General features: G+C 62.7%; 24 protein-coding genes. 9 read left to right on the forward strand and 15 right to left on the reverse strand.

Annotated elements, in window-relative coordinates; translation table 11 throughout:
* Positions 1 to 5: 5 nt before the first annotated feature.
* The 9 genes from NKI63_RS20025 to NKI63_RS20065 form a co-directional block, all read right to left on the reverse strand.
* Positions 6 to 224 (reverse strand): hypothetical protein, encoded by a 219-nt coding sequence (locus NKI63_RS20025; protein ID WP_352823011.1) that lies wholly within the window; start codon positions 222 to 224, stop codon positions 6 to 8.
* Entirely contained in the window at positions 208 to 687 is a 480-nt protein-coding gene (locus tag NKI63_RS20030) for a MaoC/PaaZ C-terminal domain-containing protein (RefSeq protein WP_352823014.1), read from the reverse strand. Before NKI63_RS20030 ends, NKI63_RS20025 begins: the two co-directional genes overlap by 17 nt.
* A gap of 1 nt (position 688) precedes the next feature.
* Positions 689 to 1,765, reverse strand: a complete 1,077-nt coding sequence (locus tag NKI63_RS20035; protein ID WP_352823017.1) for a Gfo/Idh/MocA family protein — start codon at positions 1,763 to 1,765, stop codon at positions 689 to 691.
* Positions 1,758 to 2,087 carry an L-rhamnose mutarotase gene (locus tag NKI63_RS20040; RefSeq protein WP_352823020.1) on the reverse strand — a complete coding sequence of 110 codons (330 nt, stop codon included), beginning with the start codon at positions 2,085 to 2,087 and terminating at the stop codon, positions 1,758 to 1,760. The genes NKI63_RS20035 and NKI63_RS20040 overlap by 8 nt, the downstream gene beginning before the upstream one ends.
* Before the next feature lie 9 nt (positions 2,088 to 2,096).
* The gene (locus NKI63_RS20045; protein ID WP_352823022.1) at positions 2,097 to 3,209 is read right to left on the reverse strand and encodes a mandelate racemase/muconate lactonizing enzyme family protein; all 1,113 of its coding nucleotides are present in this window, start codon (positions 3,207 to 3,209) and stop codon (positions 2,097 to 2,099) included.
* A gap of 4 nt (positions 3,210 to 3,213) precedes the next feature.
* Positions 3,214 to 4,311, reverse strand: a complete 1,098-nt coding sequence (locus NKI63_RS20050) for an ABC transporter ATP-binding protein (RefSeq protein ID WP_352823024.1) — start codon at positions 4,309 to 4,311, stop codon at positions 3,214 to 3,216.
* Between the two features lies 1 nt (position 4,312).
* Complete coding sequence (locus tag NKI63_RS20055) at positions 4,313 to 5,179, reverse strand: carbohydrate ABC transporter permease (protein ID WP_352823027.1); 867 nt, start codon at positions 5,177 to 5,179, stop codon at positions 4,313 to 4,315.
* A gap of 2 nt (positions 5,180 to 5,181) precedes the next feature.
* Positions 5,182 to 6,078, reverse strand: a complete 897-nt coding sequence (locus NKI63_RS20060; protein ID WP_352823030.1) for a carbohydrate ABC transporter permease — start codon at positions 6,076 to 6,078, stop codon at positions 5,182 to 5,184.
* Positions 6,079 to 6,220: 142 nt separating this feature from the next.
* The gene (locus NKI63_RS20065; RefSeq protein WP_352823033.1) at positions 6,221 to 7,540 is read right to left on the reverse strand and encodes a type 2 periplasmic-binding domain-containing protein; all 1,320 of its coding nucleotides are present in this window, start codon (positions 7,538 to 7,540) and stop codon (positions 6,221 to 6,223) included.
* A gap of 159 nt (positions 7,541 to 7,699) precedes the next feature.
* Here NKI63_RS20065 and NKI63_RS20070 point away from each other — a divergent pair, with 159 nt between their 5' ends.
* The gene (locus tag NKI63_RS20070; protein WP_352451570.1) at positions 7,700 to 8,488 is read left to right on the forward strand and encodes an IclR family transcriptional regulator; all 789 of its coding nucleotides are present in this window, start codon (positions 7,700 to 7,702) and stop codon (positions 8,486 to 8,488) included.
* Between the two features lie 67 nt (positions 8,489 to 8,555).
* Complete coding sequence (locus NKI63_RS20075; RefSeq protein WP_352823036.1) at positions 8,556 to 9,392, forward strand: amidohydrolase family protein; 837 nt, start codon at positions 8,556 to 8,558, stop codon at positions 9,390 to 9,392.
* A gap of 65 nt (positions 9,393 to 9,457) precedes the next feature.
* Here NKI63_RS20075 and NKI63_RS20080 read toward each other — a convergent pair whose 3' ends face one another.
* The 4 genes from NKI63_RS20080 to NKI63_RS20095 are packed head-to-tail and all read right to left on the reverse strand — an operon-like array spanning position 9,458 to position 12,525.
* Positions 9,458 to 9,607, reverse strand: a complete 150-nt coding sequence (locus NKI63_RS20080) for a hypothetical protein (protein ID WP_352823039.1) — start codon at positions 9,605 to 9,607, stop codon at positions 9,458 to 9,460.
* A gap of 39 nt (positions 9,608 to 9,646) precedes the next feature.
* Positions 9,647 to 10,789 carry an extracellular solute-binding protein gene (locus NKI63_RS20085; protein ID WP_352823126.1) on the reverse strand — a complete coding sequence of 381 codons (1,143 nt, stop codon included), beginning with the start codon at positions 10,787 to 10,789 and terminating at the stop codon, positions 9,647 to 9,649.
* Positions 10,790 to 10,809: 20 nt separating this feature from the next.
* A complete protein-coding gene (locus tag NKI63_RS20090; RefSeq protein ID WP_352823041.1) occupies positions 10,810 to 11,970 on the reverse strand; it encodes a CaiB/BaiF CoA transferase family protein in 1,161 nt (386 codons plus the stop codon).
* Between the two features lie 3 nt (positions 11,971 to 11,973).
* On the reverse strand, positions 11,974 to 12,525 hold the full coding sequence (locus tag NKI63_RS20095) for a MaoC family dehydratase (protein WP_352505387.1): 552 nt from the start codon (positions 12,523 to 12,525) through the stop codon (positions 11,974 to 11,976).
* Positions 12,526 to 12,715: 190 nt separating this feature from the next.
* Here NKI63_RS20095 and NKI63_RS20100 point away from each other — a divergent pair, with 190 nt between their 5' ends.
* Positions 12,716 to 13,813: a lactonase family protein gene (locus NKI63_RS20100; RefSeq protein WP_352823043.1), complete on the forward strand. Its 1,098-nt coding sequence runs from the start codon at positions 12,716 to 12,718 to the stop codon at positions 13,811 to 13,813.
* 7 nt (positions 13,814 to 13,820) lie between these two features.
* On the opposite strand, the gene NKI63_RS20105 is transcribed toward NKI63_RS20100, so the two are convergent.
* Positions 13,821 to 14,534: a GntR family transcriptional regulator gene (locus tag NKI63_RS20105; protein WP_352505385.1), complete on the reverse strand. Its 714-nt coding sequence runs from the start codon at positions 14,532 to 14,534 to the stop codon at positions 13,821 to 13,823.
* Positions 14,535 to 14,792: 258 nt separating this feature from the next.
* Here NKI63_RS20105 and NKI63_RS20110 point away from each other — a divergent pair, with 258 nt between their 5' ends.
* From NKI63_RS20110 to NKI63_RS20135, 6 genes are all read left to right on the forward strand, one after another.
* A complete protein-coding gene (locus NKI63_RS20110; RefSeq protein WP_352823046.1) occupies positions 14,793 to 15,881 on the forward strand; it encodes an ABC transporter ATP-binding protein in 1,089 nt (362 codons plus the stop codon).
* A 36-nt stretch (positions 15,882 to 15,917) separates the two neighbouring features.
* Positions 15,918 to 17,207, forward strand: coding sequence for an ABC transporter substrate-binding protein (locus tag NKI63_RS20115; RefSeq protein WP_352823048.1), 1,290 nt, complete (start codon positions 15,918 to 15,920; stop codon positions 17,205 to 17,207).
* A gap of 197 nt (positions 17,208 to 17,404) precedes the next feature.
* Positions 17,405 to 18,316, forward strand: a complete 912-nt coding sequence (locus NKI63_RS20120; protein WP_352823051.1) for an ABC transporter permease — start codon at positions 17,405 to 17,407, stop codon at positions 18,314 to 18,316.
* A 4-nt stretch (positions 18,317 to 18,320) separates the two neighbouring features.
* On the forward strand, positions 18,321 to 19,139 hold the full coding sequence (locus tag NKI63_RS20125) for an ABC transporter permease (RefSeq protein WP_352451583.1): 819 nt from the start codon (positions 18,321 to 18,323) through the stop codon (positions 19,137 to 19,139).
* Between the two features lie 2 nt (positions 19,140 to 19,141).
* Positions 19,142 to 19,882 (forward strand): aspartate/glutamate racemase family protein, encoded by a 741-nt coding sequence (locus NKI63_RS20130; RefSeq protein ID WP_352472211.1) that lies wholly within the window; start codon positions 19,142 to 19,144, stop codon positions 19,880 to 19,882.
* Between the two features lie 5 nt (positions 19,883 to 19,887).
* Complete coding sequence (locus NKI63_RS20135) at positions 19,888 to 20,724, forward strand: GNAT family N-acetyltransferase (protein ID WP_352823053.1); 837 nt, start codon at positions 19,888 to 19,890, stop codon at positions 20,722 to 20,724.
* A 51-nt stretch (positions 20,725 to 20,775) separates the two neighbouring features.
* On the opposite strand, the gene NKI63_RS20140 is transcribed toward NKI63_RS20135, so the two are convergent.
* Positions 20,776 to 20,922, reverse strand: coding sequence for a hypothetical protein (locus tag NKI63_RS20140; RefSeq protein ID WP_352452379.1), 147 nt, complete (start codon positions 20,920 to 20,922; stop codon positions 20,776 to 20,778).
* Between the last annotated feature and the right edge of the window lie 34 nt (positions 20,923 to 20,956).

Consider the following 20,956-nt stretch of genomic DNA (forward strand, 5'->3'; position numbering starts at 1 on the left):
GACAGTTACAGCTTAACGGTCCGGGGCAGGCGCCCCTTGAGCGCGACCTCGGCAAGCGGATAAAGACGGGAACGGGTGAAGAGCGAATTCGCATTTTTTGCCGACAGCGCCACATTTTGTTCTTGCTTTGTGCCGGCAGCTATGCTACTAATTCGCGTATGGTGCTGATTCGCACCGAGGACCCGTCGCAAGGCGGGTTTTTTGTCTTTAGGTTTCAGCGCCATCCGTCGAGGCTCGGCTCGGCTTGTCGCTACGCTCGACGATGTAGATGTGGTCGGCGACCAACACCACGTCGCCATGCTGGTTGATCACCTCGCAGCGCTCGACGACCCGGCCTGAATCGGGTCGCTTCGGGTCGTCTTCCCTGGCCGAGATGGTGGTGCGGGTCCGGATCGTATCGCCGATGAACACCGGCTTGATGAAGCGCAGCCTGTCGTAGCCATAGGAGAAGGCAACCGGGTTGACGACGCTTGCCGTCAGCCCGACGCCGACCGAAAAGACCAGCGTGCCGTGGGCGATGCGCTGGCCAAACGGCGTCGTCTTCATGAACTCGGCGTCCATGTGGTGGGGAAAGAAATCGCCGGTATGGCCGGCATGGACGACGAAATCGGTCTCCGTGATGGTGCGCCCGCTGGTCGTGCGCGACGAGCCGATCTGGTAGTCCTCGAAGTAGATCGTCTGCTCCATGTCAGGGCCTCGCCGCTATCGGTGTTGCCGGCGCCGCGCTCGATTGATAGGCGGCTTCGACCAGCGCCATGGTGCTCCAGCCGTCCTCGACGGAACTGACAAGCTCGGCGTCCTCGCCCGACGCGTAGCGCTGGACATTGGCCATGCGGCCGGCAAAGGCGTCCGGAAACCATGAGCCGACGAGTGGAACCGCAATCCAGTCCTTGCCGCCCTTGGGGTAGATTTCGAGAATGTCCGGCTCGCCGCGCGGATAGTCGAGGTTGACGCCTAATTTGAGGTAAGCGGCGCCCTCGGTGCCGCAGATGCGGAATTCGCAGGCCTGGTGTTTTCGACCGAATTTGTGATCGTGGTTGATCGACAGCGCACAGCGCACGGTGTCGCCATAGTCGAGGATCGCGCTGGTGCGCGTTTGCGCAACCTTATGGCCGGGGTGGCCGAGTGTCTTGGCGTGAACCCCCTTGGGATCGCCGAGCAATTGCCGGATCAGGTCGAGATAATGGATCGAATGCATCGCGATCTCGACACGCGGCGCCTGTAACAGGAATTCCCAGAGCTGCCAGGGTGTCGCCAGCGCCAGCCATGCGTCGAAATCGACCACTTCGCCCAACCAGCCCTTGGCGATCGCATCCTTCAGCGCCAGCATCATCGGCGCAAAACGGAGTTGGAAATTCACAGCGGCCCTGAGGTTTTTTGAGCGGCAGATTTCGAGGATCTCGGTCGCCTCGGTGAGGTCGCTGCCCATCGGCTTCTGGATCAGCGCCACCGCACCATCGGGCAGCGCACTGAGCACGCCGGTGTGGTGGGCCGGCGGCGTCGCCAGATCGAAGACGACGTCATCGATTGACGCAGCTTCCTCGACCGACCGGTAAGCGGTGACGCCCCATTTCTGCGCCAGTTTTTCCGCCTTGGCCAGGTCGGGGTCGAAAAGCCCGACAACCGGGAAACCGGCTTGCCCATAGGCCGGCAAATGCGCATCGCCGACGATCGAGCCGGCGCCGAAAATCACGATCGGCCTGGGCTTTGACGGTTGTGCCCAGGCCTGGGAAAGCGAGGCAGGATCGAAAATGTCATCAGTCATAATGGAAGACTTCGTCCATCGGCGCCCACCACTCGCCCTCCTTGCGGGTCGGCAGCGGCTCCTGGCATGGCATGCACAGCGCCCACCATTCCTGCGTCGTGGGATCGGCAGCCATCTTCGCCATGTCGGCGGCATAGTCGGTGCCGTGGTACTCGAAGGTGCTGAACAAAAGGTGCTCCGGCTCCCTCAGATAGATCGAATAATTCTTGATGTTGCAGGCGGAAATCATCTTGAGGACGTCCGGCCAGACGGCAGCGTGAAGCCGCACATACTCGGCGACTTTCTCCGGCTTGAGACCGAGCACCATTCCCATTCGCTGCATGTCCGCCTCCTATTTCACTATCGCCACGGTGAATTCCGCGATGCTCTTCGATTTGATCGCGTCCCAGTCCCAGTCGATGCCGATGCCGGGCTCGTCCGGCGCCAGCGCGTGCCCGTCCTCGATACGCATTTTCTTGCCGGTCAGCTCGTCGAGCTGGGGAATATACTCGACATATCTGCCGTTCTGAACGGCGCATGTCAGGCTGACATGCAGTTCCATCAGGAAATGCGGGCAGACCGGTATGTCGAACGCCTCGGCCGCATGCGCCACCTTCAGCCACGGCGTGATGCCGCCGATGCGACCGACATCGACCTGCACGATCGAACACGCGCCCTTTTGCATATATTCGCGGAAATGCCGGATCGAATAGAGCGACTCGCCGATGGCGATCGGCGTCGATGTGGCACTCGACAGCCGCACATGGCCGTCAATGTCGTCGGCCGGCAGCGGTTCCTCGATCCAGGCGAGGTCGAGTTCACGCAAGCGCTCGGCCCGGCGGATCGCCTCGTCGACAGAAAGGCCCTGGTTGCAGTCGGTCATGATCTCGTAGGAGTCTCCAACCGCCCGGCGCACCGCCGTCAGCCGGGCAAGATCCTCGGAACCGTGCGGCTTGCCGATCTTGACCTTCGAGCCGCGAAACCCCTTGGCCTTGGCGGCCAGCGCATCCTCGACCAGTGCCTCGGTTTCGATATGCAGCCAGCCGCCTTCGGTGGTGTAGAGCGGGCAGCGGTCCTTGGCGCCGCCGGCAACCTTCCACAGCGGCAGGTTTTGCTTCCTCGCCCGCAGATCCCAAAGCGCAGTGTCGATGGCCGCCAGCGCGATTGCCGTGATCGCGCCGATCGTCGTGGCATGGGTGGCGAACTCCAGCTCGTGCCAGATCGCCTCGATCATGTCGGCGTCGCGGCCGATCAGCCGCGGTGCAAGGTGGTCGGCCAGGAGCCGCATCACCGACGAGCCGCCGGTGCCGATCGTGTAGCTGTAGCCGGTGCCGACGGCGCCGTCGGCGTCGGTGATGGTGACGATCGGTGTTTCCTGGCTGACAAAACTCTGGATGGCATCGGTGCGCTTGACCTTCGGCACCAAGTCGACCATGCGCAGTTCGACTTTCTCGATCTTTGCCATGATTTTAACCTCGCAATGTTTTGCCCGTTTCGGCAGAAAACAGATGGGCCTGCGACAGGTCCAGGCTCATCCTGACCCGGTCTCCGGCCCTGAGCGGCTTTGGATTGAGCATGCGGGATACCCAGTCGCTGCCGTTGAATTCGGCAAACACCAGCGTCTCGTTGCCAAGCGGTTCGGTGACGGTCACCGGCAGTTCCACCTGGTGGACGTCGACCTCTTCGCCGGAGCTGATGCCGTGTCCCGTCGGATAGATGTCGTCGGGCCTGAGGCCGAATACGACCTTGTCGCCGGTACCGACATTGGCCTTGAACTGGCTGGGCAGAGGCAGTCTCTCGCCGCTGGCGAACAGCAGCTGTCCGTCGTCGACGTCAGCCTCGTGCAAATTCATCGGCGGCGAGCCGATGAAGCCGGCCACGAAGCGTGTCTGCGGCCGGCGGAAGACCTCGTCGGGTGAGCCGACCTGCTCGATGAACCCGTCACGCATGATGACGATGCGGTCGGCCAATGTCATCGCTTCGACCTGGTCGTGGGTGACGTAGATCACCGTCGACCGGACCTTGGCATGCAGTTTCTTGATCTCGGTGCGCATCTGCGTCCGAAGCTTGGCATCGAGATTGGAAAGCGGCTCGTCGAACAGGAAGACGTCGGGATCGCGCACGATGGCGCGACCCATGGCGACGCGCTGGCGCTGTCCGCCCGACAGCTGCGACGGCCGGCGGTCGAGCAACTGGTCGAGGCCGAGAATGCCGGACGCTTCGGCTACGCGACGGTCCATTTCTTCCTTCGCGGCGCCGGCTATCTTCAGCGAGAAGCCGAGGTTTTCGCGCACCGTCATATGGGGATAGAGCGCGTAGGACTGGAACACCATCGAGATGTTGCGCGAGCGCGGCGGCAGGTCGTTGACCATGCGGCCGCCGATCTCGATGATCCCGTCGCTGATCGCCTCGAGGCCGGCGATCATGCGCAGGGTCGTCGACTTGCCGCAGCCGGACGGCCCGACCAGCGCGATGAACTCGCGGTCGGCGACCTCTAGGTCGATGCCGTGCACGACCGCCACCGGACCATAGCTCTTGGTGAGTTTCTTGAGCGATACAGTTGCCATGTCAGCCTTTCACCGCGCCGGAAGTGAGGCCGCCGACGAGATGTTTCTGGACGATGAAGGTAAGCGTGAGCGCCGGTATGATCATAACCACGGCCAGCGCGCACATGCCGCGCCAGTCGATGGTGAATTCGGCTGTATAGTCGAGCAGGCCGACCGGCAGGGTCTTGGAGTTGATCGAGCGCGTCAGCTGCGAGGCGAGCGCAAACTCGTTCCAGGAGGTGAGGAAGGCAAAGATGCCGGCCGAGGCGATGCCCGGCCCGGCCAACGGAAACTCGACCTGCCAGAAGGCCTGCCAGCGCGTGCAGCCGTCGATCTGCGCCGCCTCGGCGAGGTCTTTCGGCACCTGGCGGAAAAAGCCGTCGATCAGCCAAACGGTGAAGGGCACGTTGAGCGCGACATAGACCAGGATCAGCCCGAAATGCGTATCGATGATGCCGAGCCGCGCAAAGACGAAGAACAGCGGCAGCGACAGCGCAATGCCGGGCACGGTGCGCGTCAGCATCAGGCCGAGGAACATCGCCGATTTGGCGCGAAAGCGGTAGCGCGCAAAGGCATAGCCGCCGGCCATGCCGATAACGATGGCGATTATCGTAGAGGTCACCGAGATGATCAGCGAATTGCGGAAGTAGTCGAGCACCGGGATGCCGCCCTGGCCGACGCCGCTGAACATGGCTATGTAGGCATCGAGCGAGAGTTGCTGCGGGATCCACACCGGCGGCTTGGCCATGATCTCGACGGTCGGCCGCAGCGACGACAGCACGATCCAGATGCCGGGCAGGCAGATGACCAGCATGGCCAGGAACAGCCCGATGCCGTGAACGATGCCGAGCGCTTTGTTGCCGACGCGATGCAGGCTGTTCTGGTCCATCCTCACCACTCCGCCGCGATCTGCGTGCGCGCCGCGGCAAGCTTGCGGTAGAAATAGACGGTGAACAGGATGGACAGCAGGATCGAGAAATAGGCCATGGCATTGGCCATTCCCATCCGGGCATCGCCATAGGCGGTGCGGGCGACGAGCGTCCAGACCAGTTCGGTGCGGCCGGCAGGACCGCCGTCGGTCATGATCTTGACGATGTCATAGGCGCGCGCGACGTCGAGCGAGCGGATGGTCATGGCGATGAAGGCAAACGGCATGACGAACGGCCAGGTGACATAGCGGAATGTCTGCCACGGCGTGCAGCCGTCGACGCGGGCCGCCTCGACCGGTTCGCGCGGCATCGCCAGCAGCCCGGCAAGGATCAGGATCGCGAACACCGAGGTCGACGACCAGATCTCGGCGGTCAGGATGGCGATGAAGGCGAGATTGCCGTCGATCAGCCACGGGATGGCGCGGTCGGTCAGGCCGAGCCCCTGCAGGGCGTTGTTCACCAGGCCGATATTGTCGTTGAACATGAATTTGAATTGGAAACCGACCAGGATCGGCGAAAACATCATCGGAAACATCATGATGGTGCGCAGAACCCGCTGGCCGCGCGATGCCTTTTCCACCAGCAGCGCCAGCCCGAGCCCGATCACCATTTCCAGGTTGAGCGCCACCGTCAGCAGGACCACGGTGCGGGCAAAGGCGACCCAGAAAGCGCGGCTGGTCAGGATGGCGACGTAATTGCGCGCGCCGATGAAGACCCAGAACGTTTCCGGCCTGGTCAGCCGGAACGGCGTGAAGCTGGAATAGAGCGACAGCAGCAGCGGCACCACCACCACCGCCGCCAGCACGATCACCGCCGGCAGCAGGAGCAGCAATGGCGGCGAAGGTCTCCAGCCTTTCATGGCGATCCGGTTCTGGTTGGTGCCCGGACACCGAAGGCCGCCATTGGCGAGCTGGGATCAAGACACAGCGTGTTGCGCATGGTTCGAAAAAAGTTCGGGGCGCCGCTCTTCAATGAGCGCGGCGCCCCCCTTGGTTGAATGATCAAAGCTTGCCTGCGTCCTCGAGGATCTGGGTGGCCTTGGCGGCAGCGTCGTCCAGCGCCTGCTTGGAGGTCTTGTCGCCAAGGATGGCGGCCTGCAATTCGGGATAGACGGCGTTGGAGATTTCGATCCATTCAGCTGTCTGCGGCACGGCAAAAGCGTGCTTTGCCTCTTCCTGGAAAGCCGCCAGCACTTCCTTCTTATAGGGATCGCTTGCCGCCTGCTGGATGTCCCAGTCCCACACCGCCGTGCGGGTCGGCAGTGGGCCGCTTGCCGCCTCGAGCTTCTGGCTGTCCTCATTGGTCAGGAACCAGACCAGCGACGCCGCAGCCTCCTTGCTGGCGCAGTTTTCGGTGACCGAAAATCCGTGGTGCCCCGACCAGCCGGTGCGAATGCCGGCCGATCCCTTCGGCGCCACCTTAACCCCGACATTGCCGGCGACCTTGGACGACTTCGGATCGTTGAAGAAGACTGCCCAGCCCGGCCAGTCGAGGTTGATGGCGACGGTGCCTGAGGCAAAGCCCTGGCCGAGATCGTCCCACAGATAGTTGGTGGTGCCGGCCGGCACCGCCTTGGCCTTGTAGAGATTGACGAACCAGTCGAGTGCGTGCACGCCGGCTTCCGAGTTGAAGGCCGGCTTGCCATCCTTGTCGAGGTATTCGCCGCCGTCGGCGATGAGCATCTCGTAAAACCGGCCGTTGATCGCCTCTTCCTTGCCGGCGAACTGGGTGCCGTAGAAATCGGGCGGGCTGGCGAAGAATTCCGCCTGCTGGGCGACCTCGTCCCAGGTGTCGGGCGGTGTCAGCTCCTTGCCGTACTTGGCCTTGTAGGCGGCCTTCTTGGCTTCGTCCTGGTAGAGGCTCTTCTGGTAATAGAGCGCCGACACGTCGAACTGCGCGCGCGGCAGCATCACCAGCTTGCCGTCGAGCGTCGAGGCCTTGATCGTCGACGGCACGAAGGCGTCGATCTCCTCCTTCGGCAGCAGCTTGTTGAGGTCGGTGTAGATATCAGGATACTGCGGCGCGAAGGACGAGTGGTTCGACCCAACGCACCAGTTGATGCTGCCGGAGGCAATGTCCGACTTGATTTCCTTGTCGAGCTCGAAGTGGTTTTTCTTCGAGATCACGTTGACCTTGGCGCCGGTCAGTTTTTCCCATTCGCCGATGCGCGCGTAGAGCCCTTCATATTGCTGGCCGCCGATCAGCTTGGCATCGATGGTGACGCCGTCGAATTTGCCGGGCAGGTCGGCAGCAAGGGCAGCACTCGCACCAAGTGCGAGCAGCGTTACGCCGGCTGACAGGCCGCAGAGCAGTTTCGTCATTGGTATCCTCCCAAGAGCCTGCATCGATCGCGTAGTGAGGTCAATCGGCAGCTTCATTCATATACAAACAAAACATTCATATGATCGTCAAGCCGAAAGTTCTTTCGGAAGCAATACCGTTATGCGTATATGAAAAATGCAATTCACTGGAGAGGCGGAATGGCTGAGGACGAGGAAGACGACCGCTATCGAGCCCCGGCGCTGGACAAGGGGCTCGACATCCTCGAGCTGCTGGCCGGGGTCGATGGTGGCCTGACGCAGGCGGAAATCGCCAAGAAGCTCGACCGCAGCCCGAACGAATTCTACCGCATGCTGGACCGGCTGGTGCGGCGCGGCTATGTCACGCGGCCGGATGGTGACCGTTACTCACTGACGCTGAAGCTGTTTGGCCTAGCGCAGCTGCACGCGCCGGTGCGACGGCTGGTTTCCTATGCGACGCCGCTGATGCGCGAGCTGGCCGAGACCACACAGCAGGCAAATCAGCTGGTCGTCTTCGATCGCGGTTCTGCGGTGGTGATCGCACAGCAGGAAGCACCGGATTACTGGGGCATCTCGATCCGCGTCGGCTCGCATATCAGCCTGTTCGACACCGGCTCCGGCCATGTGTTGCTGGCGTTCCGCCCGCCGGAAGAGCGGCAGATGATGATCTCAGAACATCTGCGCAGCACCGACAAGCCGCCGCAATCGCCGGAGTTCTTTGCCCGCCTCGACCAGATCCGGGAACGCGGCTACGAGATGATGGCATCGATGCAGACCGCCGGTGTCTTCAACCTGTCGACACCGGTTCTTGGCTCGGACGGCAGGGCGATCGCCGCGCTGTCGATCCCCTACATAACACTGGTCAACGCACCCAAGGCGCCCGACATTACGAGGACGATTGAGCTGCTGCTGGCAGCGACCGAAAAGCTGTCGCAGCTGGCGGGATCGACCGTCAAGCAATCGCGATGAATTCTTATTTGAATGAAGAATTTCTCCGTGAGATGATCGCGAAGTCGCCAAGGAGGAGCGCGCCACCATGATCTTCGACACTCATCTGCACCTGATCGACCAGTCCGCGCTGCGCTATCCCTGGCTGGCCGGTGTGCCGGCGCTCAACCGCGATTTCTCCTACGACGAATATGCAGTCCAGGCCCGCCGCGCCGGCATCGAGGGCGCATTGCACATGGAGGTCGATGTCGATCCTGCCGACATCGAGGCCGAGACCAGCCATGTGAAAACGCTGTCGCAGCAGAAGGGCAGCCTGCTACGCGGTGCAATCGCCTCCTGCCGTCCGGAAGAGCCGGGCTTTGCCGGCTATCTCGAGCGCCAGCGTGAAGATTCTTTCGTCAAGGGCTTTCGGCGTGTGCTGCACGTCATGCCGGATGAACTGTCGGAAGGCGCGCTGTTTCGTGAAAACATCAAGCGGCTTGCCGGCAGCGGCCTGACCTTCGACCTCGTCGTCCTGCCGCACCAGATCCCCAAGGCGATCGTACTCGCCGACCTCGCGCCGGATGTGCAGTTCGTGCTCGACCATTGCGGCGTGCCCGACATCAAGGGCAGTGCCGAGCACCCCTGGCGCGAGCACATGGCGGAGATCGCGCGGCGCCCGAACGTCGCCGGCAAAATTTCCGGTGTGGTCGCCTATGCGGATGCTGGATCCTGGACTGTCGAAACGCTGCGTTCCTATGTCGAGCACACTATCGAATGCTTCGGCTGGGATCGCGTCGTCTGGGGCAGCGACTGGCCGGTCTGCACGCTCGGCGGCGGGCTTGCGACCTGGGTGGCGGCGACGCATGCGCTGCTCAGTGGTGCCAGCGACGATGAACGGCAAAAGCTGCTCTCCGGCAACGCCAAGCGGCTGTGGAGTTTGTAGAGCATTTTGCAGCCAAGCGGAATCACTTGGCGTCGCACAAACGCGGCTAAAACGAATAGACGGCCTCAGATGGTCGCCGACACGCGCCGCTCGCGACCGTAGAGCGAAACCAGGAGCACGATGACCAGGCCAGGTGCGGCCCAGGCCGACGGCAGCACCTTCTGCGGCGCGCCGTCATATCGCGCCTTCAGTTCGGTCGGCAATCCAGCAATCACGCCCGAAACGTCTTGAGCGCAGGCCTCCGTTCGGTTGTTTCAGGCTCCTCCGCCGGCAACCCCGGACACCTGCGTCGAAAGGCTCTCCCGAAACAGGCGATTGAGATCGGCAACGACGCGAGCGGCATTGTGCCTTTCGCCCAAGCCAAGATTGATCCGATCTGACGCCGCCTGCTGGAAGGCCATGTAGCCGTCGTGCCGCGGCCTGACCCAGGCACCTTCGAGCGTGGCTCGGGTGGCGACGTAGAACTTGCCGGTGGCGGCGTTGACGGCGGCATCCGCCCAGGCTGCCGCATGGCCGGGCTGGCCGCCGGCCGAGGCGTAAGGGCCGCGCTGCACGTCACCGCTGGCGATCCAGTAAGCGAAGTCGATGGCCGCCCGCCTGGCCTTCGAAAAGGCTGACACGGCGATGCCGGTCCCGCCAAGCGCCGAGCCTTTGGGACCGACATTGCCCGCAGCAGGGATATCGGCGAAAACAACGCGGCTGGGCCGGAATCCGGCGATGGCGTAGGAGACATAGCCATAGATCAGCGGCGCACAGGCGATCCGCGATCCCGATCCGGCCATTTGCTCAAGAACCGCGATCGGGTCCATGCCAAGACAGGCCGGGTCGACGAGGGCCGCGATCTCGCGCATCATCTCGAAAACCTGCTTGCCAGTTGCTGGATCCACATGGTCGCCCGGGCCTTCACCGGCGGGCCGGCCGAGATTGCCGGCGAGCGTATAGAACACCATCAGCGAATGCGGCGGCCTGAGCGGCAACAACACGCGGCCCTGCCGCGCCAGATCGAGCGCATCGGCCCAGCTCGCCGGCGCAGCCGAGAGCATGTCGGGGCGCCATGCCTGCACCTGGCTGGCCGCGTCGATCGGAAACGCCCACTGCCGGCCCTGCCAGTTGTAGCTGGCATAGGACCGGCCGACGCTGCCCGCCGCAAGTGCTGCACGTTCGGCTTCCCGGCCGGCGACATCGAGCGGCGTCAGGCAGTTCTCGGCGATGATCTGGCCGACATGCGGATGGTCGATGACGATCAGATCATAGGCGCGGGCCAGTTCCTCGACCGGGAAGGATTCGAAATCCTGCAGCGAGCGCTTGTCCCATTCGATAGTGACGCCGGTCCGTTCCTTCCACAGCGCCGAACAGGCGACCATTGGGTCATAGCCGCGCGGATGGCTCCAGGTCATGCCTTTGAGCATGACGTCGCTCACAGCCCGAACTCCGCGCGGATTTTTGCGCTGTGCTCGCCGATGCGTGGGGCGGCCCGCTCGACCTTGGCGCGGATGCCGTCGACCCTGAGCGGCGAGCGCGTGGTAAGGATCGAAACGTCATCCTCGCGCGTCACCGTCTGCAACATGTCGAGAACCTGGAAGCCTTCGCTGGCCATCATTTCCGGCCAGGTCAAAACCTTGGCGCACCAGATGTCGGCAGGCTCGAGGATGGCAAGCCACTCGTCGACCGTTTTCGTCGCGATTTTTTGCGCGATGATCGCCTTGATCTCGTCGCGGGCAGTGAACCAGGTCGACGGCTGATCGCGGTAGGGCGCAAGTTCCTCGAGCCCGAGGAGATCGGCGAGTTTCGAGATCGGCGTCATGGCGATCGCCAGATAGCCGTCCTTGGCCGGATAGACGCCGTAGGGCGCCGACAGATAGGCGTGCGCGCTGCGGAAGCTCGACCGCCGCGGCAGCCGGCGCCCATCATTGAGATGCGTGGTCAGCACCTCGAACTGGAAGTCGACCAGCGCTTCGAGCAGGCTGGTCTCGACATGGCTGCCCTTGCCGGTCACACCGCGCCGCACCAGTGCGGCGAGGATGCCTTGCGCGGCGGCCGAACCCGCCAGCATGTCGGCGATCGCCAGGCCGAAGGGCACCGGCCCCTGGTCCTCGTCGCCGTTCAGCCACATGACGCCGGAGCGGGCCTGCGCCAGCAGATCCTGCCCGGGCCGCTTGACCCATGGGCCTTCCTCGCCATAGCCGCTGATCGAGGCGTAGACCAGGCTCGGATTGATGTTGCGCACCGCCTCATAATCGAAGCCCAGTCGTTCGATGACGCCGGGCCTGAAGTTCTGGATCAGCACGTCAGCCCTGGCCAGCAGGCCGCGCAGTGCCGCAAGATCGGCCTCGTCCTTGAGGTCGATGGCAAAGCTTTCCTTGGCGCGGTTGATCGCGTGGAAGATAGTGGAATCGCCGCCGATCTCGGTGTCGCTGAGATAGAGTCGGCGCGACAGGTCGCCGCCATCCGGCCGTTCGATCTTGATGACGCGAGCGCCGAGGTCGAGCAGTCTGAGCGAGCAGTAGGGGCCGGACAAGAACTGGCTCATATCGACAACGATGAGCCCGGTCAGCGGCAGTTCGGCAATGGCAGCCATTGCCTATTTCTCCGTCTTGCCGGCGAAATCGGCCGGATTGCGGTACTTCACCGTCTGCAGGTGCTCGCAATAAAGCACAAGCTCGCCTTCACCTTTGAAGACTTCATAGCTGGCGCGGATCAGCCCCATTTCCTTGTATTTTGGCTTCTTGTCGAGGTTGGAGCGGATCGAATAGATCGTGTCGCCGATGAACACCGGCTTGATGAAGCGCAATTTGTCGTAGCCATAGGAAAAAGCGTTGATGCAATTGGTGGCAACGAGGCCGAGCCCGGCCGAGAACACGAAGGCGCCGGCGACCAGGCGCTTGCCGAAGATGCCTTCTGTTTCGGCGAACATCTGGTCCTGCACGTAAGGATGGATATCGAGCACCAGCGCGTTGAAAAGATGGCTGTCGCCCTCGGCAATGGTCCTGCGCAGCGAGCGGATCTTCTGGCCGACCGGCCAGTCTTCGTAGAACCAGTTCTCCGCGTTCCAGACGGGAAGGTCGGCGTGATCCCTAGGCATGTTGGCGGGGTGTGTCGATGCCACGCCCACGGTTGGCGCGAAACCGCTCATGACGACTTCCTCTGGGAGCGGGAATCGTCCATCAGGGCGCGCCGCAGGACAGCGAAATGCATGATCGATCCTCCCGTCAATCTTCTTTTGTGAATAGTATTTTCACATATGGGGTTGTGATGCAAGCGAGTCTCGGCGAAATTTTGGCGGCTCCGTCGCGGCCCATGCCGGCGGAACATGGGAGGAAGTGATGCAGAATGCCTGTCTGGTTTTCGTCGGCAGCCTCAATCGCGACGCCCCATATTTTCAGGGCGCGCGCGGCGTCGGGCTGGGCGTCTACAGTTTCGACGAGGGGACGCTGGAGACAAAGAAACTGGCCGAGACGGAAGACATCGACAATCCGACCTTCCTGTCGGTGACGCCGCACGGCTCCCACGTCTACGCCAATTCCGAAGTGTTCACCTGGCGCGAAGGCGTTGTCTCGGCCTACCGTTTCGACAGGCAGACCGCCACGCTGTCCTACATCAACAAGCAGCCGACGCTGGGCAGCATCACGGCGCATAACACCATCACGCGCGACGGGACCAAGCTGCTGGTCGCCAATTACGGCATGGGCGAGGGCGGCCCCGATCGCTCGGTCGTGGTTTTGGGGCTGCGCGAGGATGGCGGCCTGACCGCACCGTTGTCGAGCGTCGCCCATAGCGGGACCGGACCAGACCCCGCACGCCAGGAGCGGCCGCACGCCCATAGCGTAACCGAGACGGTTGCCGGCGGCATTGCGATCGTCGCCGACCTCGGCATCGACCAGCTGGTGTCCTATCGCATCGGCTCAGACGGCAGTCTGACGAAGCTCGCCGAATCGGCGCTTGCGCCGGGGGCTGGTCCGCGCCATCTCGCGCTGCATCCGGGCGGCCGCTTCGTGTTCGTCATGAACGAGCTGGATTCGACGGTCGTCTCGCTGGCGCTGGAAGACGGATCAGGCAAGCTTGCGGTGATCGACAGTAAGCCGGCGGTGCCGCCCGAGGCGCGCGACGGCAATCACTGCGCCGACATCCAGATCTCGCCCGACGGCCGCTTCCTCTATGGCTCCAACCGCGGCCATAATAGCATCGCCGTGTTTTCGGTCGACCAGCAAGCCGGCAGACTTGCCCTTGTGGGCTATACGCCTTGCGGGGGCGCCACGCCGCGCAACCTGGCCCTGACGCCTTCGGGCGGCCATCTGTTCTCGGCCAACCAGAATGCCGACCGCATCTCGATTTTCGCCCGTGATGCCGCAACCGGCCGGCTGACCGATACCGGCCGATCCATCGACATCGGCACGCCGATGTGCGTGAGGATCGTGCGTTGAAGTGACCTCAGAACTCGAGCGCCTGCCTGAGTGCCGGGCCGCTCCTGACGCGCAAATCGAGGTCGGCCTCGATATGGTCGATGTGGTGCAGCATCAGGGCGCTGCCGCGTTCGGCATTGCCATTTTCCAGCGCTTCGAGGATCTGCGTGTGTTCGTTGTGGCCGCAGCTCGAGATACCCGAGCGGCCATAGAGTGCGATCACCAGCGATGAACGAGCGACCAATTCCTCCATGAAGCGCTGCAGGATGACGTTTCCCGCGACCGACGCCAGAAGCAGGTGAAAATCCCCCGACGCCTTGATCTCCGATCGCCTTGCATTCGGTCCGCGTTCGGCGATGAAACGGCCTTCTTCGTCGAGCTGGGCCTTGAACGCGGCGACATGCGCCGGCGTCATCCGCCCGACGGCGGCAATCGCGATGCCGGGTTCGATGAGCCGGCGCGAAGCAAAAACTTGCCGCGCTTCCTCCGGCGACGGATTGGCGACGAAGGCGCCGCGATTGCGCTCGGTGCGCACCAATCCCTCGAAGGAGAGCATCTGCAGTGCGGCGCGCGCCACGGTGCGGCTGACATCGAACAGCGTGCCGACTTCGCCCTCGGAAAGCTTGGTTCCCGGCGCCAGCCGGCGATCGACGATCGCGTCGCGCAACTGGTCGCGGATCGCCTGCGCGCGATCCTCGTTGGCGGCCTCGATAGCAGGGATAGTCTGGTTGGCAATGTTCATGGCAGTGGTCCTGCCTTCTTCTATCCTGAATCGCGTCGCTTGGACGAGAGACAAAGTGAATACAGGAACGAAAAAGATTGCATACGATTTTCGCGAGGATCGGTGGCAATCGCCTATAATTTGTGCATTGCACAAGGATGCCGTATCGGCAGCCATATAGAGGCGGCCCTGATTTCTTCGAGGATTCAGCCGGTTGGTGCGGCGGTGCGCAACTGGCACGCATGATGCTTTGGCTAATCCGACCAAAGGGGAAGCTGGATGTCCAAAGCCGCCGAAATCGACATTGTGTCCGTTTCGAAAGTCTATGGCGCGACGACTGCCGTCGAAGGCATCAGCCTGAAAATCCCTGCGGGAACCTATTGCTGCCTGCTCGGTCCGTCCGGCTGTGGCAAGACCTCGACGCTGCGCATGATCGCCGGGCACGAGAGCATATCGAGCGGCGACGTGCGTCTCGGCAACACAGTGGTTACCGACCTGCCGCCGGCCAGGCGCGGCACCGCCATGATGTTCCAGTCCTACGCGCTGTTTCCGCATCTCGACCTGATCGACAATGTCGCCTTCAGCCTGAAGATGAAGGGCGTCGGCAAGGAAGAGCGCCGCGCCAAGGCACTCGACATGCTGAAGCTGATGCAGATGGAGGCCTATGCCAGCCGTCGTCCGGCGCAGCTTTCCGGCGGCCAGCAGCAGCGCGTTGCTCTTGCCCGCGCATTGATCACCGATCCCGAGGCGCTGTTGCTCGACGAACCGCTTTCGGCGCTCGATCCGTTCCTGAAGATCCGCATGCGGGCCGAACTGAAGAAGCTGCAGACATCGCTCGGCATCACTTTCGTCCACGTCACCCACAGCCAGGAAGAGGCGATGGCGCTGGCCGACCTGATCGTGGTGATGAACGACGGCCGAATCGAGCAGGCGGCGCACCCGCGCACGGTGTTCGAGCGGCCGGCCACCGCCTTCGTCGCTCGTTTCATGGGCGACCACAACGTCATCTCCGGCCGCGTCGCCGGTAGTCGCGACGGCATGGTCGTTTTCGACGTGCCCGGCGGCGTCGCGTTCGCCGCGAGCGGGCAGGGCAGGGAGACCGGGGAGCCCATCGACATCGCCATTCGCACCGACCACGTGCGCATCGGCGTGCCGGCGGCAGCCGGGCTCGGCTTCACCGGCATCGTTTCAAACGTCGAGTACCGCGGTTCGACCGTGAAGCTCTCGGTCAATGGCGCCGGCATCGAGGATTTCACGGTAATCGTCGACGACACCAGCTTCTTCGCCAGGCCGGTTGCCGTCGGCGACGCAGTGCCGATCGCCTGGGACGCCGAGGACGCGATCGTCCTTGGCCGTCTCGATTCCTGAAATCCAGCATAACCAACCAAAACAGGGGAACTGAACATGACCAACACCACCGACAAGAAGACTGGAATATCGCGACGTTCGCTGCTCAAGACAGGTGCCGCCGCCGTCGGTTTCGCCGCCGGTTCCGGCGCCATATCAGGCTTTCCGACCATCTGGGCGCAATCGAACATCACGCTGCGCCAGTTCGGCACCGGCGTATCCAACCTCAATGCCATCGCCGACAAGTGCAAGGCCGACCTCGGCATCACGCTGGAGATGACAGCAACCGATTCCGACGCCGCCGCGCAGCGCGCCGTGACGCAGCCCGACAGCTACGACATCGCCGACATCGAATACTGGATCTGCAAGAAGGTGTTCCCGACAGGCGTCCTGCAGCCGATGGATGTCACCAAGCTGAAATATTACGACGAGCTGGTGCCGCTGTTCAAAACCGGCAAGCTGACGCCGGACAGCGTCATTGCCCAGGGCACCGCGCCGCATACCGTCGGTTACGTCGAGGCGCAGGACAGCAAGGTCTTCGCCAAGGCGCCGACCAACTGGTTCACCATGGTGCCGACGATCTACAATGCCGATACGCTTGGCATCCGCCCCGACCTCGTCGGCCGCGATATCACCACCTGGGCCGACATCATGGATCCGGCCTTCAAGGGCAAGACCGCCATCCTCAACATCCCGTCAATCGGCATCATGGATGCGGCGATGATCATGGAGGCAACGGGCAACATCAAATACGCCGACAAGGGCAACATGACCAAGGAGGAGATCGACAAGACGATCGACTTCCTGATCAAGGCCAAGCAAGCCGGCCAGTTCCGCGCCTTCTGGAAATCCTTCGACGAGAGCGTCAACCTGATGGCTTCAGGCGAAGTCGTAATCCAGTCGATGTGGTCGCCGGCCGTGGCCGCGGTCCGCTCCAAGGGCATCGCGTGCCGGTTCCAGCCGCTCAAGGAAGGCTACCGGTCCTGGGGTGGCGGGCTTGGCCTGGCAGCCCATCTCTCCGGCGCCGAACTCGACGCCGCCTATGAATACATCAACTGGCACACGTCCGGCTGGGTTGGCGGCTATCTCAACCGCCAGGGCTATTACTCGGCCAACATGGTGTCGGCCAAGAAGTTCATGTCCGAGGACGAGTGGGGCTACTGGATCGAAGGCAAGCCGGCAAAGGGCGATATCCTGTCGCCGGACGGCAAGGTCATGGAAAAGGCTGGCGCCGTGCGTGACGGCGGCTCGTTCGAAGAGCGCATGGGCAAGGTCGCCTGCTGGAACTCGGTCATGGACGAGGACCGCTACATGGTGAAGCGCTGGAACGAGTTCATCGCTGCTTGATGCCCTCTGCCTTCTCCCCTTGTGGGAGAAGGTGGATTGGCGCGCAGCGCCAAGACGGTTGAGGGGTGCTGGACGGAGCACTGTTGGTGCCAAGCTGGAACACCCCTCATCCGACCGAGCTTCGCTCGGCCACCTTCTCCCACAGGGGGAGAAGGGAACACCCCTCAGTCGCATCGCCGACTTCGACCGAGATATAGATGGCAGTAGCGCTCGAACAATCCACGCACGTTACGTCTGCAAAGTCTGCCAGACGTAGGCGCTCCTTTGCCGGAGTCGCACCCTATCTCCAGGCGGCACCGCTGGCGCTGATCCTCGGCGCGTTCCTCCTGCTGCCGATCCTGATGATCGCCGTGGTCTCATTCTGGGATTACGATTTCGCGGCGATGTATCCGGATTTCCTGACCACCAATTATTCCGACACGCTCGGCTCCTGGGTCACCTGGAAAACCTACCTGAATACGCTGAAATACGCCGCCATCGTTTGGGGGCTGACGCTGTTCATCGGTTTCTGGGTCGCCTATTTCCTTGCCTTCCATATCAGGACCACGGCCATGCAGATGGTGCTGTTCCTTGTCTGCACGGTGCCGTTTCTGACCTCCAACATCATCCGCATGATCTCGTGGATTCCGGTGCTTGGCCGCAATGGCCTGGTCAACTCGACGCTGGTGCAAATGGGGCTGATCCCGAAGCCGATCGAATGGCTGCTCTATTCCGAATTCGCCGTGGTGCTGGCCATGGTGCATCTCTATACGCTGTTCATGGTGACGCCGATCTTCAACACGCTGATGCGCATCGACAAGTCGTTGATAGAAGCCGCGCGCGACGCCGGCGCTTCCGGCTGGCAGGTTCTGTGGAACGTCGTCATTCCGCTCGCCAAGCCCGGCATGGCGATCGGCACCATTTTCGTCGTCACCCTGGTGATGGCCGATTTCTCGACGGTGCAGGTGATGTCCGGCGGGCAGAGCGCCTCCGTCGCGCTGATGATGAAGAACCAGATGTCGCTGCTGCAATATCCGGCAGCCGCCGCCAACGCCGTCGTGCTCTTGGTGCTGGTGCTGCTGATGGTCGCGGGCATCCTGCGCATCGTCGACATCCGCAAGGAGCTGTGAGGCGATGAGCCAGGACAAGCGCACCCTCGAATTCTATGTGTTGGCGGCGTTCTTCGGTCTTTTCGTGTTGTTCCTCTACGGCCCGCTTTCGGCGATCCTGATCCTCTCTTTCCAGGGCGAGAACGGCGGTCTGACATTTCCGCTGAACGGCGTGTCGCTGCACTGGTTCGCCAATTTGTTCGAGCGCCAGGCGGTCGGCGACTTCGGCGGCAGCTTCAAACGCTCGCTCGTCCTTGGCCTGATGGTGATGGTCGTCACTGTCGCCGTGTCGCTGCTCGCCGGCCTGGCCTTCCGGCAGAAATTTCGCGGCGCAACCGCACTGTTCTATCTGGCCGTCGCCAGCCTGGTCGTGCCGTCGATCATCATCAGTCTCGGCATCGGCGTCGTCTTCCAGCAGATCGGCTTCCGCCCCGCCTGGTACACCTCCGCTTTCGGCGCCCATCTGACCTGGACCTTGCCTTTCGGCGTGCTGATTATGTTTGCTGTCTTCAACCGGTTCTCGCCAGCCTATGAGGAAGCCGCGCGCGATCTCGGAGCATCGTCGTGGCAGACCTTTGCCCATGTCGTGCTGCCGATGATCGCGCCCAGCCTGATCGGCGTCGGCCTGTTCGGCTTCACTCTGTCATATGACGAGTTCGCCCGCACGCTGATGACCTCGGGCACGTTCAACACGTTGCCGCTCGAAATCTACGGCATGACGACGAATGTCACGACGCCGGTGCTCTATGCGCTGGGCACCGTGACGACCGTGTTTTCCTTCCTGGTGATCCTGCTGACGCTCGGCGCAATCGTCTATGTCGGCCGCCGCCGCGAGCGTGCCTGACAGTGCAGATCCTCGTCGTCAATCCAAACACCACCGCCAGCATGACCGACACTATCGCGGCGGCAGCCCGATCGGTCGCTGCTCAATCGACGAAGATCGTTGCCGTCACCTCGTCGATGGGACCTGTATCGATCGAAGGCTATTACGATGAAGCACTTGCCGTGCCCGGCCTGCTGGTCGAGATCGCCGCCGGCGAACGCTCCGGCGCGCAAGCCGCGATCATTGCCTGTTTCGACGACACCGGCCTCGATGCCGCGCGCGCCATGGCCAACATTCCGGTCATCGGCATTTGCGAGGCATCGCTCAGCACGGCCTCGTTCATCGCCCAGCGCTTCACCGTCGTCACCACCACCGGACGTTCGCGCGTGCCGGTCGAAGGCCTGGTGCAACGCTATGGCATGGCGGGGCGGGCACGCGTGCGCGCCGCCGACATCCCGGTTCTTGCCCTCGAAGATCCGGCGTCCGACGCACTGCTCAGGCTGCGCAGCGAGATTGCGCGCGCCATCGACGAGGATCGCGCCGAGGCGATCGTGCTCGGCTGTGCCGGCATGGCCGATCTGGCGGCGGCGCTGCAGCGGGAATTCGGGCTTCCGGTCATCGACGGCGTGGGCGCTGCCGTGAAACAGGCCGAGGCATTGATCGCCCTTGGCCTGACGACATCCAAGCGCGGCGCCTATGCAAGCCCGTTGGCAAAGTCTTATCATGGCGCGTTGAAATCCTTCGCGCCTGGCGCCGCCGAGTGATCGCAATGCCCCGAACGATCCGAACGCTCGCACGTGAAGAAGTGCAAACCCTTGTCGATTGGGCGGCGGCGGAAGGCTGGAATCCCGGCCTTAACGATGCCGCGCTGTTTCAGGCAGCCGACCCGCAGGGCTTCATCGGCGCCTTTATCGATGGCGAGATGGCGGCCGGCATTTCGGCCGTTGCCTATGGCGACGGTTTCGGCTTCATCGGCCTCTACATCTGCCGGCCGAACAGGCGTGCCCAAGGTCATGGCAAGGCGGTCTGGGATGCCGGCATAGCGCGGCTCGGCAACCGCACGATCGGCCTCGACGGCGTTGTCGAACAGCAGGTCAACTACCGCAGCATGGGTTTTGCACCGGCCTACCGGACGATCCGGTTCATGGGGTCACCGAATGTGCCGGCAGCCGTCGGCAACGACATTCGCGCCATAGGGCCGGAACTCGTGCCGGACATACTGGACTATGACCGCCGCTTCTTTCCCGGTCCGAGGCGATCCTTCCTGGAACACTGGCTGCGCCCGCCGCATATGGCGCTTGCGATCCTCAAGCACGGCGCCATTGCGGGATACGGCGTCGCGCGCCAATGCCGGGACGGCTGCAAGATCGGCCCGCTCTTTGCCGGCAGCCTGGACGCGGCAAGCCATCTCTTCGCCGCGCTCGCGCACATGTCCGGTCCCGGAAACGTCCATCTCGACGTTCCCGAAACCAGCCGGCAATTTGCAGACTTGCTGTCGTCCGCAGGCCTTCAACCGGGCTTCGAGACGGCTCGGATGTACAAGGGAAAGGCGCCGCAGCTCGTGCAGTCCGGAGTTTTTGCGATAACGACGTTGGAGTTGGGGTGAGGCGGTACAAGCCGACTTCCAGTGCAAAGTCGGGCAACAGGACTACGCGGTCTATTTTTCCTGAACTGAAATGCCGGAATCGTCGATGCGAAGTTCCACGCCTTTCGGCCTAGTCTCCTCGCGATAAACGTAAATCCCCAACGCAATAACGGCGACGGCCAAAGCGCCGATGATGAGATAAAGATAGTTCTGCTTCATCCGCTGTCGTTAACAACATGGTGTGGGCGAGTCT

It is taken from the genome of Mesorhizobium sp. M0410 (assembly GCF_040321435.1).
Taxonomy (GTDB): Bacteria; Pseudomonadota; Alphaproteobacteria; order Rhizobiales; family Rhizobiaceae; genus Mesorhizobium.

Bases quoted from the DNA above. Each gene is read 5' to 3' on its own strand.
- NKI63_RS20135 (WP_352823053.1), top strand. From the start codon at position 19,888: ATGCCCCGAACGATCCGAACGCTCGCACGTGAAGAAGTGCAAACCCTT.
- NKI63_RS20075 (WP_352823036.1), top strand. From the start codon at position 8,556: ATGATCTTCGACACTCATCTGCACCTGATCGACCAGTCCGCGCTGCGC.
- NKI63_RS20095 (WP_352505387.1), bottom strand. From the start codon at position 12,525: ATGAGCGGTTTCGCGCCAACCGTGGGCGTGGCATCGACACACCCCGCC.
- NKI63_RS20115 (WP_352823048.1), top strand. From the start codon at position 15,918: ATGACCAACACCACCGACAAGAAGACTGGAATATCGCGACGTTCGCTG.
- NKI63_RS20070 (WP_352451570.1), top strand. From the start codon at position 7,700: ATGGCTGAGGACGAGGAAGACGACCGCTATCGAGCCCCGGCGCTGGAC.
- NKI63_RS20035 (WP_352823017.1), bottom strand. From the start codon at position 1,765: ATGACTGATGACATTTTCGATCCTGCCTCGCTTTCCCAGGCCTGGGCA.
- NKI63_RS20025 (WP_352823011.1), bottom strand. From the start codon at position 224: ATGGCGCTGAAACCTAAAGACAAAAAACCCGCCTTGCGACGGGTCCTC.
- NKI63_RS20120 (WP_352823051.1), top strand. From the start codon at position 17,405: ATGGCAGTAGCGCTCGAACAATCCACGCACGTTACGTCTGCAAAGTCT.
- NKI63_RS20060 (WP_352823030.1), bottom strand. From the start codon at position 6,078: ATGAAAGGCTGGAGACCTTCGCCGCCATTGCTGCTCCTGCTGCCGGCG.
- NKI63_RS20085 (WP_352823126.1), bottom strand. From the start codon at position 10,789: ATGACCTGGAGCCATCCGCGCGGCTATGACCCAATGGTCGCCTGTTCG.
- NKI63_RS20110 (WP_352823046.1), top strand. From the start codon at position 14,793: ATGTCCAAAGCCGCCGAAATCGACATTGTGTCCGTTTCGAAAGTCTAT.
- NKI63_RS20065 (WP_352823033.1), bottom strand. From the start codon at position 7,540: ATGACGAAACTGCTCTGCGGCCTGTCAGCCGGCGTAACGCTGCTCGCA.
- NKI63_RS20030 (WP_352823014.1), bottom strand. From the start codon at position 687: ATGGAGCAGACGATCTACTTCGAGGACTACCAGATCGGCTCGTCGCGC.
- NKI63_RS20045 (WP_352823022.1), bottom strand. From the start codon at position 3,209: ATGGCAAAGATCGAGAAAGTCGAACTGCGCATGGTCGACTTGGTGCCG.
- NKI63_RS20055 (WP_352823027.1), bottom strand. From the start codon at position 5,179: ATGGACCAGAACAGCCTGCATCGCGTCGGCAACAAAGCGCTCGGCATC.
- NKI63_RS20140 (WP_352452379.1), bottom strand. From the start codon at position 20,922: ATGAAGCAGAACTATCTTTATCTCATCATCGGCGCTTTGGCCGTCGCC.
- NKI63_RS20040 (WP_352823020.1), bottom strand. From the start codon at position 2,087: ATGCAGCGAATGGGAATGGTGCTCGGTCTCAAGCCGGAGAAAGTCGCC.
- NKI63_RS20105 (WP_352505385.1), bottom strand. From the start codon at position 14,534: ATGAACATTGCCAACCAGACTATCCCTGCTATCGAGGCCGCCAACGAG.
- NKI63_RS20090 (WP_352823041.1), bottom strand. From the start codon at position 11,970: ATGGCTGCCATTGCCGAACTGCCGCTGACCGGGCTCATCGTTGTCGAT.
- NKI63_RS20100 (WP_352823043.1), top strand. From the start codon at position 12,716: ATGCAGAATGCCTGTCTGGTTTTCGTCGGCAGCCTCAATCGCGACGCC.
- NKI63_RS20125 (WP_352451583.1), top strand. From the start codon at position 18,321: ATGAGCCAGGACAAGCGCACCCTCGAATTCTATGTGTTGGCGGCGTTC.
- NKI63_RS20050 (WP_352823024.1), bottom strand. From the start codon at position 4,311: ATGGCAACTGTATCGCTCAAGAAACTCACCAAGAGCTATGGTCCGGTG.